Origin of the sequence: uncultured Xylophilus sp. (assembly GCA_913776965.1) — a bacterium.
In the GTDB taxonomy this organism is placed as follows: domain Bacteria; phylum Pseudomonadota; class Gammaproteobacteria; order Burkholderiales; family Burkholderiaceae_C; genus Xylophilus.
This window is the reverse complement of sequence record CAJYQL010000007.1, coordinates 41,143-55,150: the sequence shown is the minus strand read 5'-3', so window position 1 is coordinate 55,150 and position 14,008 is coordinate 41,143. Positions and strand designations below refer to the sequence as shown.

Genomic DNA, 14,008 nt, shown 5'->3' with positions numbered 1-14,008 from the left:
CGCGCGCTCGGCTGGTACGCCAAGCTGCAGCCCGAGCCCACCGGCATCGCCGACCAGCTCGCGCCGTTCGAGGCGCAGCCGGACATCCCGCTGCTGCTCGACCACATGGGCCGAGCCGATCCGGCACGCGGCGAGGACGACCCGAGCCTGCGCCGCATCCTGCACCTGCTCGATGCGCGCGACAACGTCTGGGTGATGCTGTCGCTGTCGGAGAAGCTGTCGCGGCAGGGCGCGCCGTGGGACGACGTGGTGCCGCTCGCGCAGCGCCTGATCGCCGCGGCGCCCGACCGCTGCGTCTGGGGCAGCGACTGGCCGCATCCGGTCTCGGTGAAGCAACCGCCCAACGAAGGCGAGCTGCTGGAACTGCTCTGGCGCTTCGCGCCCGACGACGCGACCCGTCGCAGGATCCTCGTCGACAACCCTGCCCGCTTCTTCGGATTCGAAAGCGCTCCCGCATGAAACTCGTCAGCTACCTCCACCAGAACCGCGCCGCCTGGGGCGCCGCCACCGACGCCGGCATCGTCGACCTGGGGCGCCGATTGCCCGCCTATGCCTCGGTCGCGGGCCTGCTCGCCGGCGGCCCCGCGGCGCTGGCGGCGGCCCGGCAAGCTGTCGCGGGCACGACCGCCGACCATGCGCTGGACGACGTGCGCCTGCAGCTGCCGGTTCCCGCGCCGCGCAAGATCTTCTGCATCGGCGTCAACTACGCCGACCGCAACGCCGAATACAAGGACGGCAGCGCGCTGCCGAAGTACCCCAGCATCTTCATGCGGGTGCCCGGCTCCTTCGCGGGCCACGGCGGCGACCTGCTGCAGCCGCTCGAATCGCAGCAGCTCGACTACGAGGGCGAAATCGGCATCGTCATCGGCCGCGGCGGCCGGCGCATCGCTTGCGAGGAGGCACTCGGTCACATCGGCGGCCTGACCTGCATCAACGAGGGCACGATCCGCGACTGGGTGCACCACGCCAAGTTCAACGTCACGCAGGGCAAGAACTTCGAATCCTCGGGCGCGATCGGGCCCTGGATCGTGACGGCCGACGAATTTCCGCAGGGCTACGGCGCGCTGCGGGTGCAGACGCGCGTCAACGGCGAGACCCGGCAGGACGACACCACCGCGCGGCTGATGTTCGACTTCGCCTACCTGATCCACTACCTCTCGACCTTTACCACCCTGGAGCCGGGCGACGTGATCGCCACCGGCACTCCGACCGGCGCCGGCATCCGCTTCGACCCGCCGCGCTTCCTGCAGCCGGGCGACGTGGTGGAGGTGGAGGTGGAGGGCGTAGGCACGCTGCGCAACACCGTTCGCCAGGAGGGCGCATGAGTCTTTCCGCCGAACAGCTCGAACAGGCCGCCGAGCGGCTCGAACAGGCCGAGCGCGACCGCGTGCCCTGCCGCCAGTTCTCGCTCGACCATCCCGGCATGGACATGGCCGACGCCTATGCGATCCAGCACGCCTGGATGCAGCTGAAGCAGCGCAACGGCCGCATCGTCAAGGGCCACAAGATCGGCCTCACCTCGAAGGCGATGCAGCGCGCGGTGAACATTGCCGAGCCCGACTACGGCACGCTGCTCGACGACATGTTCTACCGCGACGGCGCGGTGATCTCGGCCGGCCGCTTCCTGCAGCTGAAGATCGAGGCCGAACTGGCCTTCGTGCTCGCGCGGCCGCTCTCCGGCCCCGACTGCACGCTGTTCGACGTGCTCGACGCCACCGCCTACGTCACGCCGGCGCTGGAGATCCTCGACGCGCGCATCCAGCGGGTGGACCCGGACACCGGCCGCAGCCGCACGGTGCTCGACACCATCTCCGACAACGCCGCCAACGCCGCGCTGGTGCTGGGCGGCCGGCCGTTCAAGCCGGCCTTGGTCGATGCGGACATGCGCCGCATCGGCGCCATCGTCAGCAAGAACGGCGAGGTGGAGGAAACCGGCCTCGCCGCCGGCGTGCTGAACCATCCGGGCTACGGCGTCGCCTGGCTCGCCAACCGGCTGCACCGCTTTGGCGTGACGCTGCAGGCCGGCGAGGTGGTGCTGGCCGGCTCCTTCATCCGGCCGATCGACGTCGCCCAGGGCGACACGATCGTCGCGGACTATGGAGAATTCGGGACCGTGTCCTGCCATTTCGGTTGATGTCGTCGACCCGCCTGCCCATGTCCCTCCCGACCAATACCTTCAAGCACGCCCTGGCCGCCGGCCGGCCGCAGATCGGCCTGTGGTCCACGCTGCCGTCGCCCTATGTGTCCGAACTGGTGGCCGGTGCCGGCTACGACTGGGTGCTGCTCGACACCGAGCATTCCCCGAGCGACGTGCCGCTGATGCTGCAGCAGCTGCAGGCCGTCGCCGCGGCCGTGCCGGGCGGCGCCACTGCCACCGCGCCGGTGGTGCGGCCGCCGTGGAACGACCCGGTGCTGATCAAGCGCTACCTCGACATCGGCGCGCAGACGCTGCTGCTGCCCTTCGTGCAGAACGCCGACGAGGCGCGCGCCGCGGTGGCGGCGACCCGCTATGCGCCGGCCGGCATCCGAGGCATGGGCGGCTCGGTGCGGGCGTCGAATTTCGGCCGCACCGCCGACTACGTGGCCCGTGCGCAGGACGAACTCTGCCTGTTGGTGCAGGTCGAGACTCGCGATGCGCTGGCGCAGATCGAGGCGATCGCCGCGGTGGACGGCATCGACGGCATCTTCATCGGCCCGGCCGACCTGTCGGCCAGCATGGGCTACCCGGGCAATGCGGGCCATCCGGAGGTGCGCGCCGCGATCGACGATGCGATCCGCCGCATCCGCGCCTGCGGCAAGGCGCCCGGCATCCTGATGACCGACGAGGCGCGGGCGCGCGAATGCCTGGCGCACGGCGCGTTGTTCGTGGCGGTGGCGATCGACATGCTGCTGCTGCGCAACGGCGCGGACGCGGCGGTCCGGCGCTTCCGCAGCGCGGCCGGCGACGGGTCGCCGGCCGCGACGAACATCTACTGACCGACGCGCCGCACAGCCGGCGCGGTAGGTTTGTCACCACCGGTAAGGCCGCGCCGCGCCTGCCGGTGCGGCGAAGCGCAGGCTAAACTCGCACATTTTTTCGCCACCCCTTCCCGACTGCATCCATGGCCGCATCCCCAGGTTCCGCCCGCGCCAGCTTCGACCTGAAAAGCGCCACCCTGCCGCTGATCGCGGTGGTGCTGCGGACGGCGGATCTCCGGGCGCTGGCGGCCGAGCTCGACCGGCACCTGCAGGACGCACCCGACTTCTTCGACCAGGACCCGGTCATCGTCGACCTGTCCCAGCTGCCGTCCGAGGAGGCGGCGCAGGTCGATTTCGCGGCGCTGGTCGGCCTGCTGCGGCCGTTGCGGGTGGTGCCGGTCGCCGTGCGGGGCGCATCTCCCGCGCAGCTGGCAGCGGCCCGGGCGGCCGGCCTGGCCGAAGCGCCAGAGATGCCCGCCGCGCCCCGCGACACACCGCGTGCGGCCGCGCCCGTGTCCGCACCGGCGCCCGCACCCGCCCGCCCGCCGACGCCGCCGGCCGCCGGTGCCGCGCCGACCGTGGTCATCGACCGGCCGCTGCGCTCGGGCCAGCAGGTCTACGCGCGCAACGCCGACCTGATCGTGATGGCGGCGGTGAGCAACGGCGCCGAGGTCATCGCCGACGGCAACGTGCACGTCTACGCGCCGCTGCGCGGCAAGGCGATCGCCGGCGCCCGCGGCAACACCCAGGCCCGCATCTTCGTGACCTGCATGCAGGCCGAGCTGGTGTCGATCGCCGGCATCTACCGCACCGCCGAGAACGCACTGCCGGCCGAGGTGGACGGCAAGCCCGCGAAAATCCGGCTCGTCGGCGAGAAGCTCGTGATCGAGCCGCTCTGACCGCCGGCCCCGTTTCCCAACCATTCATCATCCTCCACAGAAGGACAGCATCAACATGGCCAAGATCGTCGTGGTGACATCCGGCAAGGGCGGCGTGGGCAAGACCACGACCAGCGCCAGCTTCGCCTCCGGCCTCGCGCTGCGCGGCTTCAAGACCGCGGTGATCGACTTCGACGTCGGCCTGCGCAACCTCGACCTGATCATGGGCTGCGAGCGCCGCGTGGTGTACGACCTGATCAACGTGATCCACGGCGAGGCCAACCTGCACCAAGCGCTGATCAAGGACAAGCAGTGCGACAACCTGTTCGTGCTGGCCGCCTCCCAGACACGCGACAAGGAAGCGCTGACGCAGGACGGCGTCGAGCGCGTGCTCAACGACCTGGCCGCGCAGGGCTTCGACTACATCGTCTGCGACTCGCCCGCCGGCATCGAGACCGGCGCGCTGATGGCGATGCACTTTGCCGAGGAAGCGCTGGTGGTCACCAACCCCGAGGTGTCGTCGGTGCGCGACTCCGACCGCATCCTGGGCATGCTCGGCAGCAAGACCAAGCGCGCGATGGAAGGCGGCACGCCGATCAAGGAACACCTGCTGATCACCCGCTACAACCCGACGCGGGTGGAAGACGGCCAGATGCTGTCGCTGCAGGACATCCAGGACATCCTGCGCATCCCGCTGCTGGGCGTGATCCCCGAGTCGGAAACCGTGCTGCAGGCGTCCAACCAGGGCACGCCGGCGATCCACCTGCAGGGCACCGATGTGTCCGAGGCCTACAAGGACGTGGTGAGCCGCTTCCTGGGCGAGGAAAAGCCGATGCGCTTTACCGACGCGCAGAAGCCCGGCTTCTTCAAGCGCATCTTCGGCGGGAGGTGAGCGCGATGTCCCTGCTCTCCTTCCTGCTCGGCGAGAAGAAGAAGACTGCCAGCGTCGCCAAGGAGCGGCTGCAGATCATCCTGGCGCACGAGCGCACCAGCAAGAGCGGCCCGCGCCCCGACTACCTGCCGGACCTGCAGCGCGAGCTGATCGCGGTGATCTCGAAGTACGTCGCTATCGACTCCAAGGACATCAAGGTCAACCTGGAGCGGCAGGACAACTTCGACGTGCTCGAAGTGAAGATCGAGCTGCCCGAAGCGGCCGCACCGCGGCCGGCCTGATCTTCTGGCCGGCGGGCCGTTCGTGCCCGCCTGTCGCCGTCACGGCAGCTTCGCCAGCCACTCGTCCAGGCAACGGGCCACACCGGCCTGCATCGCCGGCTGGAAGCGGGCGGTGTCCCGCCGCAGGGTGCCGATGCGCTCCGCCCGGTCCTCGCCTGCGAAGGAGGATTCGACCAGCCAGCCCTCGACGTTTGCGGCCGTCACCTCCGGATGGAACTGGAAGGCGAGCAGGTGGTCGCCGCGGGCATAGGCCTGGGTGGCGCACAGCGCGCTGCGGGCCAGCCGCGTCGTGCCCGCCGGCAGGTCGAAGGTGTCGCCGTGCCAGTGCATCACCGCCGGCGTCGTGTCCGGGGCCAGGTGCCGCACCGGCGACGCCTCCGCGCCGGGCAGCAGTTCGATCGGATACCAGCCGACTTCCTTCTGCGGGGCCGCGTAGACCCGTTCCCCTAGCGCCGACGCGATCAGCTGCGCCCCGAAGCAGATGCCGAGCGTCGGCCGCTCCGCCGCGAGCCGGCGCTGCAGCAGCGTGCGTTCGGCAGTGATGAACGGGAACAGCGCCTCGTCGTACACACTCAGCCCGGAGCCGAGCGGCAGCACCAGATCGGCCGCCAGCGGATCGATGCGCGACAGGTCGTCGTGCGGCGCCTCCACGAAGTCGATGTGCCAGCCGGCATCGCGGAAATAGCCTTCCAGGCTGCCCGGGCCGTCGAGTACCGAGTGGCGCAGGATGAGCAGGGTCTTCGTCGTCATGCCCGCGATTGTGGGCGGCGGCGGGCGGCGCGGCGGTTACAGCGGGTGAGGGCGATGGCCCGTCGTGGGGCCCGGTGTCGCGGCGCTACAGCGGATGCTCGGTATAGAACCGCCCGCCGTGGAACAGCAGCGGCGCGGCGCCCTCGCGGTGCCGGCAGGCCGTGACCCGGCCGACGAAGATGGTGTGGTCGCCTTCCGGGTGGCGGCTGCGGCTTTCGCATTCGAATACCGCTGCCGCGCCGTCGATCAGCGGCACGCCGTGGTGGCCTTCGGTGAAGGCCTGGCCGATCCAGCGTTCGGTGGCGCGGCCGGCGAAACGCTCGGCCAGCGCCCGCTGGTCGGCGGCGAGCACGTGGATCGCGTAGTGCTGGACGGTGGCGAAGGTACGCATCGCGCTGGCGGTGTGTGCCAGGCTCCAGAGCACCAGCGGCGGATCGAGCGACACCGAATTGAAGGAGTTGGCCGTCAGCCCCACCGGCGTGCCGTCGGTCGCCCGCGCGGTCACGATCGTCACGCCGGTTGCGAAGGTGCCGAGCGCCGTGCGGAATTCGCGCAGCGAGAAGGCGGGTGCGGCGGCGTCGGGCGGCGGTACGGGGGATGCGGTCACGGGCAGGCGCGGTGGCAGCCGCGGCGGAAGGGAAAGAGGGGCAGGGCGGAAGGCCGGGTGCAGGCGGTCATTATGGTGGGGACCGTCGTCGCGGGAGCCTCCCACACGGACCTCGGGCCCGGTGTTGGAAAGGAAATCGACGGTTTGCGCTCTACCCGTGAGCGCAGCCAGCTATGGTTTCGATAGCAGATCGGTGTCCAGCAACTGCCAGGGCCGGAACCCGGCCTGCTCGCCCTTGCCGGCGTAGCCGAGCGGATTGGCCACCACCCGGCAGCCGTGGCGCCAGTAGTCGCTGGGTGCATGCAGATGGCCGTGCAGCCAGAGCCGGGCATGGGGCAGCAGATCGTCGAGCGCGTTGCAGAAGCCGGCGGTGCCCGGCACCAGGCCGTAGCGCGGGTCGGCGCTCGCCAGGCTCGGCGCGAAATGGGTGACGACCACCGTCGCGCCGTCGAACGGCGTGGCGAGCGCCTGTCGCAGCCAGGCCTGGCAGTCGAGCGCCTGGGCCCGCAGGCCGTCGGCGAGCCAGGGTGCGCCACCGCGGGTGGTGCCGGTCTTCTGCAGGTAGAAGTTGGCGGCCCGCTAGGCCTTGCCGCGGGCCTTCAGGGCCGCGGCGGGCGTGGCATCGGCGGGCACCAGCGCCTCGAAATCGCTCCAGAGCGTCGTGCCCAGGAACCGCACCCCGGCGTGGACATGCGTCTCGCGCTCCAGCCAGACGATGCCCAGACGGTCGCAAAGCCTTCGCAGCCGGTCGTGGGCGGCGTCGAAGTCCTGCGCGTCGTATTCGTGGTTGCCGGGTACGAACAGCACCGGCTGCGGCCAGCCGCCGAACTGGGGCAGCGGCGAGAAGCGCGTCAGCCCGAAGTCGTCGTCCGGCAGGCGGGAGCCGGCCTGGTACGAGCCGATGTCGCCCGCCAGCACCAGCAGATCGGCGCCCGGGGCGGGCGCCACCGCGATGTCCGGCTGGGTTTCGAGGTGCAGGTCGGACAGCAGCTGGATCTTCATGGAATCGATTGTCGGAGCGTAGGGTTATGCAGGGACGGCATGGAAAGACGGCCCTGATCGGCTTGTGGATCTAGGGTTAACCCTTATTCTTGTATTCCAGTCACTCACACAACGGTATCCATCATGTTCGCCCTCATCGCCCGCCTCCTGTCGTTCGTCTCCGGTCGGAGCGCCGGCGCTCCGGCCGGCGACCTGCCCCGCGGTCTGCTGGAAAGCGCCGAAGCCCGGGCCGGCCGCGACCCGCGCGACGCCCAGTCGCTGCGCACCGCGGCCCAGGCCTACCTGCGCGTCGTGCGCTGAATCCGCGCCGGTTCAGCCGAACTCCGGCCGCTCCGCCGCACGCACGATCGACTGCCGCAGCCAGGCGTGGGCGCTCGACGGCTGCAGCCGTCGGTGCCAGAGCGCATCGACATGCACGCTCGGAACCGCGAACGGCAGCGGCCGCCACACGATGCGGTCGGCCAGCCCGGTCGCCCCGACGAAGTGCCGCGGCAACACGGTCAGCATGTCGGAATGTGCGACCACCCGACCGGCGGTAAAGAACTGGTTGACCGTGAGTACCACCCGCCGCTTGCGGCCCAGCAACGCAAGGGCTTCGTCGATGAAGCCATAGGGCCGGCCAGAAAAGCTCACCAGCATGTGCCGCGACTCGCAGAAGCGGTCGGTAGTGAAGTCCGCTTCGGGCAGTGCCGCCAACGGATGGTCGCGTCGCATGACGCAGACGTATTCGCCGTCATAGAGCCGCCGGTGGTCGTACGAATCCGCTTCCCCGGCCTGCTGGCGCGCGGTCAGGTCGGCCATCACCGCGGGGAAGTGGCCGACCGCCATGTCGGCCATCTCGTCGGCCAGCAGCTTGCGCGGGTCGCGGGTGGCGAGCGGCACCATGCGCAGCTGCACGCCCGGCGCCTCGGTTTCCAGGATCCGTACCAGGCCGGGCACCAGCACCGCGGCGGTCGCATCGGCCATCGCCAGCACGAAGGTCGCCTGTGTGTGGGCCGGGTCGAAGACCTCGGGCGCCAGGGCGACCTGGAGACGGCGCAGGGCCTCGCGCACGTCCGGCCAGAGGGCGAGCGCCCGCGGCGTCGGTTCCATCGCCGACCCCTGGCGGCGGACCAGTTCGTCGCCCAGCGCTTCGCGCAGGCGGCGCAGCGCATTACTGACCGCGGGCTGGGTAAGCGCGAGGTTGTGCGCCGCACGGGTCAGGCTGCGTTCGGCCATCACCTCGTCGAAGATGCGGAGCAGATTGAGGTCGAAGGTGCGGAAGTTGGGCGACGCCACGGCAAGTCCATCACTCCGGTGAATGCCCAGCATCATTCAAATAAAGTGGAATCGCACTGGGGTAAACCCTATTATTCCTTCACGCGCCGATCACTTCCCGGCGCACTGCAGGAGAAATCGCCATGACCAGCTTCGTACACCCCACCTATTCCGCCGAACACGTCGGTGCGCAGCGCGCCGTCAACGCCATCGAAAACGTCTCGTCGCTGTTCGACGGCGTGCGCGGCGTCGCCACCCTGCTGCTGGCCGCCACCGTCGCCGCCATCCTCGTCGCCGCCAATGCCCTGATCGACACCTGGTCGGACCAGCACCTGTTCGCCGGCTGGGTCGTGCTGTGGGCGGTCGCCTTCGCCGCACTGGCCCTCTTCGCCGGCCCGCTGCGCCGGATCGCCGCCCGCCTGCGCGCCGGTGCCGCCGTGCGCCGCGCCCGCAGCCAAGCCGCCGCCGCCGACCGCAAGCTGTGGGATCTTGCGCTGGACGATGCCCGCGTGATGGCTGACATCAACCGCGCCATGGGCAACGCCGCCCGCGGCTGATCGTGCCTTGCTAGCCGGGCTGTGGGCCCGGCTGCCCCGACGCCCGAGGAACCACCGGTTCCTCGGGCGTTGTCGTTGGTGGGTACGGCTCCTCTCGAGAAAGCGCCCCCCGGAAGGTGATCCACCGATGCTCGTGCGGGCGGCACACCGGGATGCCGCGATGACCCGGCATGCACCCGGCATGAGCCTCTACTTACCTGCCACACAGCAAAAAGGCCACCGCTCAGCGGTGGCCTTTTCGACTAGGGCAGCGTGAGGGCCGGATCAGGCGCCGATGCGGGCTTCCAGTGCGGCGCGGGTGTCCTTCAGTTCCTGCGGCAGGCCGGTGGCCAACTGCTGGAACAGGGCGTCGTGCAGCGCCAGTTCATCGCGCCAGGCGGCCGCGTCGCTGCGGGTCACGGTCTCGAACTCGGCCGGCGAGAAGTCCAGGCCTTCCCAGTGTAGGTCGGCATAGGCCGGGCTCAGGCCGGTCAGGTGCTCGACGCCGGCGCCGGCACTGCCTTCCAGGCGGTCGATCATCCATTTCAGGACGCGCATGTTCTCGCCGTAGCCGGGCCAGACGAACTTGCCGTCCTCGCCCTTGCGGAACCAGTTGGTCTGGAAGATCTTCGGCAGCGTGGCGCCGGCGGCTTCCATCTTGCGGCCCAGGTCGATCCAGTGCTGGAAGTAGTCGCTCATGTTGTAGCCGATGAACGGCAGCATGGCGAACGGGTCGCGGCGCACCACGCCCTGCTGGCCGAAGGCCGCAGCGGTGGTTTCGGAGCCCATCGTGGCGGCCATGTAGACGCCTTCGACCCAGTTGCGGGCCTCGGTCACCAGCGGCACCGTGGTGGAGCGGCGGCCGCCGAAGATGAAGGCATCGATCGCCACGCCCTTCGGGTCGTCCCAGGCCGGGTCGAGCGCGGGGTTGTTGGTCGCGGCGATGGTGAAGCGCGAGTTCGGGTGCGCGGCCTTGGCGCCGGTCTGCTTCGCGATCTCGGGCGTCCAGTCCTTGCCCTGCCAGTCGATCAGGTGGGCCGGCAGCGCCTTGCCCGGCACGTCCTGCTCCATGCCTTCCCACCACACGTCGCCGTCGTCGGTCAGGGCCACGTTCGTGAAGATCACGTCGCGGTCCAGGCTGCGCATGCAGTTCGGGTTGGTCTTCAGGTTGGTGCCCGGGGCCACGCCGAAATAGCCGGCTTCGGGGTTGATCGCGCGCAGGCGGCCGTCGGCGCCGGGTTTGACCCAGGCGATGTCGTCGCCGATGGTGGTGATCTTCCAGCCGTTGAAGCCTTCCGGCGGCACCAGCATCGAGAAGTTGGTCTTGCCGCAGGCCGACGGGAAGGCGGCCGCCACGTGGTACTTCTGGCCGGCGGGGTTCTGCACGCCCAGGATCAGCATGTGCTCGGCGAGCCAGCCGGGCGACTGTTCGTCGGCGTCCTGGCGGCCCATGGCCGAGGCGATGCGCAGTGCCAGGCACTTCTTGCCCAGCAGCGCGTTGCCGCCGTAGCCGGAGCCGTACGACCAGATCTCGCGCGTCTCGGGGTAGTGGACGATGTACTTGACCGTCGGGTTGCAGGGCCAGGCGACATCGGCCTGGCCGGCGGCCAGCGGTGCGCCCACGGTGTGCAGGCAGGGCACGAACTCGCCGTCCAGGCCCAGCACCTCGACCACCGCACGGCCCATGCGGGTCATGAGCTTCATGTTCACCGCGACATACGGGCTGTCGGACAGCTCGACGCCGATGTGGGCGATGTCGCTGCCCAGCGGGCCCATCGAGAACGGCACCACGTACATCGTGCGGCCGGCCATGCAGCCATCGAACAGCGGTTGCAGCGTGGCGCGCATCTCGGCAGGCGCCTTCCAGTTGTTGGTCGGGCCGGCGTCTTCCTGCTTCTCGGAGCAGATGAAGGTGCGGTCTTCCACGCGGGCCACGTCGCTCGGATCGGACAGCGCCAGGAAGCTGTTGGGCCGCTTGGCCGGGTTCAGGCGCTTGAAGGTGCCGGCGTCGACCAGCTGCTGGCAGAGGCGGGCGTATTCCTCGTCGCTGCCGTCGCACCAGTAGATGTCCTTCGGCTTGCACAGGGCGGCCATCTCGGCGACCCAGGCGATCAGGCGGGCGTTCTTGGCGTAGGCCGGTGCGTTCAGCGGGGCCAGACCTTGCATGGTGGGGGCGTTCATCGGAGTTCCTGGAAGTTGCAAATCGTCTTGTCGAAAGCGGCAAATGCCTGCCGTACGCAATCACGGCAGGACACGTGTCGGCTTCGACAAGAGGACTTCGGAAGCAGACCGGGTGACGATTTTATGAATCCGCTCACGGAACGCTACCGGGTTTCATTGCTATTCCATGCATAAAAAACATGGGGTTATGCGTCGGGATATGCATCCGCCACGCCGCGACGGTCCGCGCAGACGGCGGCTGGACATACGAAAACCGGGAAAACGCCCCCGTCGCAGCGCCGAACGGCTACGACGCCGGCCTGGTGGCCGGCAGGCGGACAAGGAGAGAAGAAGACGCTCGGTCCGGACGCGGCGTGCGCGTCCGGCGGGGCCGCGTCAGGCCATCGACACGGCGATGAACGCCAGCAGGAACATCAGCACGCCGCCCACGATCGGCAGCACGATCGGCATCAGCGGCACGATCTGCTCGACCGCGTCCTGCGACTGCTCCTCGGCGATGTGGGCGCGGTGGTCGTGCGAATTGTCGGGCGCGGGATCGTTGGTCGAGGCGTGGACGGGCAGGGCCATGGCGGTTCCTTCGGAGGGCGTTCTATGCGGGGAACCGGCGATTTTAGCGGCCGCTGCAGACACGCAGCACCTCGGCGCCGTAGGCCTCGAGCTTCTTCGCGCCGATGCCGCTGACACCCTGCAGGTCGTCCAGCGTGTGCGGCGCCCGCTCGGCGATCGCGGCGAGCGTGGCGTCGTGGAAGATCACGTAGGCCGGCAGGTTGTGCTCGCGCGCCACCTCGGCGCGCCAGGCCTTGAGATCGGCGAAGCGTGCCTGACCCTCCGAATCGAGCGTGGCGGCAGCGGCCGGCGTCTTGCCGGCCGCGCTGCGCTCGCGGCGTGGGCGCCGCTCGGCCGGCGCCGACAGCGACGCCCGCAGCCGCACCGGCACCTCGCCCTTCAGCACCGCGCGAGAGCCGGCGGTGAGCTGCAGCGTGTTGTAGGCCTCGGCGTCGACGTGCAGCGCGCCGGTGGCGATCAGCTGGCGCAGCACGCCGCGCAGCTGCACTTCCGCATACTGCGATCCGCGCCCGAAGGTGGACAGGCCGTCGTGGCCGTGCTGCCGCGTCTTCTCGGTCTCCTTGCCGCGCACGATGTCCATGATGTGGCCGGCGCCGAAGCCGATGCCCTGCTGTTTGCGGATCCAGTAGATGGTCGACAGCAGCATCTGCGCCGCCTCGGTGCCGTCCCACAGCTCGGGCGGCGACAGGCAGTTGTCGCAGTTGCCGCAGGCGTAGCGCGGCGCGCGTTTGCGGGGCGGTTCGGCGGCCGCATCGTCCGGGGCTGCGCCCGCGACCGGCTCCGGGCCGCAGCCGTAGCGCTCGCCGAAGTAGGCCAGCAGCCGCACCCGCCGGCAGTCGGTCGCCTCGGCCAGCGCCAGCAGGGCGTCGAGCTTGCCGACCATCACCTGCTTGAACTGCTCGCCCGCCGGGCTCTCGTCGATCATGCGGCGTTGGTTGACCACGTCCTGCAGGCCGTAGGCCATCCAGGCGTCCGACGGCAGGCCGTCGCGGCCGGCGCGGCCGGTCTCCTGGTAGTAGCCCTCGATGTTCTTCGGCATGTCGACGTGGGCGACGAAGCGCACGTCCGGCTTGTCGATGCCCATGCCGAAGGCGATGGTCGCCACCATCACGATGCCGTCTTCGCGCAGGAAGCGGTCCTGGTGGCGCTGGCGCACCGCGGCGTCGAGGCCGGCGTGGTAGGGCAGGGCGTCGATGCCGGCCGCGGCCAGCGTGTCGGCCAGATCCTCCACCCGCTTCCTCGACTGGCAGTAGACGACGCCCGCCTCGCCGGGATGCTCCTGCTCGATGAAGCGCAGCAGCTGGGTGGACGGGTCCTTCTTCTCGACGATGCGGTAGCGGATGTTGGGCCGGTCGAAGCTGCTGACGAACTGCCGGGCGTCTTCGAGCTGCAGCCGCTCGACGATGTCGGCGCGGGTCAGCGCGTCGGCGGTCGCGGTCAGCGCCACCCGCGGCACGCCGGCGTAGCGCTCGTGCAGCACCGACAGCGCCCGGTACTCCGGGCGGAAGTCGTGGCCCCACTGGCTGACGCAGTGGGCCTCGTCGATCGCGAACATCGCCAGCTGGCCGCGCTGCCGCAGGCCGTCGAGCAGGTCGAGGAAGCGCGGCGTGGTGATGCGCTCGGGCGCCGCGTAGAGCAGCGTGATCTCGCCGCGCGCGAGGCGCCGCTCCACGTCCTGCGTCTGCTGCCAGTCGAGCGTGGAATTGAGGAACGCCGCCTCGACGCCCGCCTCGTGCAGCGCCCCGACCTGGTCGTGCATCAGCGCGATCAGCGGCGAGACGACCACGCTGATGCCGTGGCCCGCCCGCTGCCGGGCGATCGCCGGGATCTGGTAGCAAAGCGACTTGCCGCCCCCCGTCGGCATCAGCACCAGCGCATCGCCGCCGGCGGCGACGTGCTCGACGATCGCCTGCTGCGGGCCGCGGAAGCGTTCGTAGCCGAACACCTCGTGCAGGATCGCCTGCGGATCGGCGGAAAGGGGGGCGTTCACCAGAGAGGACACGGCGGGAAAAATAGTTGCTATTATTTTGATAGCTTCAGGCGCAGGCGGTACCTGCGCAAAACCCCGATAAGGGCCGGAAATCCGGTGCGCGAGCGCG

At 69.9% G+C, this 14,008-nt stretch carries 15 protein-coding genes and 1 pseudogene; 9 read left to right on the top strand and 7 right to left on the bottom strand.

Going from position 1 to position 14,008, the window contains the following annotated elements; all coding sequences use genetic code 11:
• From QZ500_RS00990 to minE, 7 genes are all read left to right on the top strand, one after another.
• Positions 1-459, top strand: a 459-nt coding sequence (locus QZ500_RS00990; protein WP_295849737.1) for an amidohydrolase family protein, incomplete at its 5' end; no start/stop codon positions are given.
• Entirely contained in the window at positions 456-1,325 is an 870-nt protein-coding gene (locus tag QZ500_RS00985) for a fumarylacetoacetate hydrolase family protein (RefSeq protein WP_295849735.1), read from the top strand. The genes QZ500_RS00990 and QZ500_RS00985, both read left to right, overlap by 4 nt.
• Positions 1,322-2,134 (top strand): 2-oxo-hept-4-ene-1,7-dioate hydratase, encoded by an 813-nt coding sequence (gene hpaH, locus QZ500_RS00980; protein WP_295849733.1) that lies wholly within the window; start codon positions 1,322-1,324, stop codon positions 2,132-2,134. Before QZ500_RS00985 ends, hpaH begins: the two co-directional genes overlap by 4 nt.
• A gap of 20 nt (positions 2,135-2,154) precedes the next feature.
• On the top strand, positions 2,155-2,976 hold the full coding sequence (locus QZ500_RS00975; protein ID WP_295849731.1) for an aldolase/citrate lyase family protein: 822 nt from the start codon (positions 2,155-2,157) through the stop codon (positions 2,974-2,976).
• A 125-nt stretch (positions 2,977-3,101) separates the two neighbouring features.
• A complete protein-coding gene (gene minC / locus QZ500_RS00970) occupies positions 3,102-3,857 on the top strand; it encodes a septum site-determining protein MinC (RefSeq protein ID WP_295849729.1) in 756 nt (251 codons plus the stop codon).
• Positions 3,858-3,912: 55 nt separating this feature from the next.
• Positions 3,913-4,728 (top strand): septum site-determining protein MinD, encoded by an 816-nt coding sequence (gene minD / locus QZ500_RS00965; protein ID WP_295849727.1) that lies wholly within the window; start codon positions 3,913-3,915, stop codon positions 4,726-4,728.
• Positions 4,729-4,733: 5 nt separating this feature from the next.
• Positions 4,734-5,009 carry a cell division topological specificity factor MinE gene (gene minE, locus QZ500_RS00960; protein ID WP_295849725.1) on the top strand — a complete coding sequence of 92 codons (276 nt, stop codon included), beginning with the start codon at positions 4,734-4,736 and terminating at the stop codon, positions 5,007-5,009.
• Positions 5,010-5,048: 39 nt separating this feature from the next.
• Here minE and QZ500_RS00955 read toward each other — a convergent pair whose 3' ends face one another.
• From QZ500_RS00955 to QZ500_RS00945, 3 genes and pseudogenes are all read right to left on the bottom strand, one after another.
• Positions 5,049-5,759, bottom strand: a complete 711-nt coding sequence (locus QZ500_RS00955) for a glutamine amidotransferase (RefSeq protein WP_295849723.1) — start codon at positions 5,757-5,759, stop codon at positions 5,049-5,051.
• 85 nt (positions 5,760-5,844) lie between these two features.
• A complete protein-coding gene (locus QZ500_RS00950) occupies positions 5,845-6,366 on the bottom strand; it encodes a flavin reductase family protein (protein WP_295849721.1) in 522 nt (173 codons plus the stop codon).
• A 171-nt stretch (positions 6,367-6,537) separates the two neighbouring features.
• Positions 6,538-7,368 (bottom strand): annotated as a pseudogene (locus tag QZ500_RS00945) (metallophosphoesterase).
• A gap of 123 nt (positions 7,369-7,491) precedes the next feature.
• Here QZ500_RS00945 and QZ500_RS00940 point away from each other — a divergent pair.
• The gene (locus QZ500_RS00940) at positions 7,492-7,668 is read left to right on the top strand and encodes a hypothetical protein (RefSeq protein WP_295849719.1); all 177 of its coding nucleotides are present in this window, start codon (positions 7,492-7,494) and stop codon (positions 7,666-7,668) included.
• Positions 7,669-7,680: 12 nt separating this feature from the next.
• Here QZ500_RS00940 and QZ500_RS00935 read toward each other — a convergent pair whose 3' ends face one another.
• The gene (locus QZ500_RS00935; RefSeq protein WP_295849717.1) at positions 7,681-8,646 is read right to left on the bottom strand and encodes a LysR family transcriptional regulator; all 966 of its coding nucleotides are present in this window, start codon (positions 8,644-8,646) and stop codon (positions 7,681-7,683) included.
• Between the two features lie 122 nt (positions 8,647-8,768).
• Here QZ500_RS00935 and QZ500_RS00930 point away from each other — a divergent pair, with 122 nt between their 5' ends.
• On the top strand, positions 8,769-9,182 hold the full coding sequence (locus tag QZ500_RS00930) for a hypothetical protein (protein ID WP_295849715.1): 414 nt from the start codon (positions 8,769-8,771) through the stop codon (positions 9,180-9,182).
• A 264-nt stretch (positions 9,183-9,446) separates the two neighbouring features.
• Here QZ500_RS00930 and QZ500_RS00925 read toward each other — a convergent pair whose 3' ends face one another.
• From QZ500_RS00925 to QZ500_RS00915, 3 genes are all read right to left on the bottom strand, one after another.
• Entirely contained in the window at positions 9,447-11,342 is a 1,896-nt protein-coding gene (locus QZ500_RS00925; RefSeq protein WP_295849713.1) for a phosphoenolpyruvate carboxykinase (GTP), read from the bottom strand.
• A gap of 375 nt (positions 11,343-11,717) precedes the next feature.
• On the bottom strand, positions 11,718-11,909 hold the full coding sequence (locus QZ500_RS00920) for a hypothetical protein (RefSeq protein WP_295849738.1): 192 nt from the start codon (positions 11,907-11,909) through the stop codon (positions 11,718-11,720).
• Between the two features lie 43 nt (positions 11,910-11,952).
• Positions 11,953-13,899 (bottom strand): RecQ family ATP-dependent DNA helicase, encoded by a 1,947-nt coding sequence (locus QZ500_RS00915; RefSeq protein ID WP_295849712.1) that lies wholly within the window; start codon positions 13,897-13,899, stop codon positions 11,953-11,955.
• Positions 13,900-14,008: the final 109 nt, after the last annotated feature.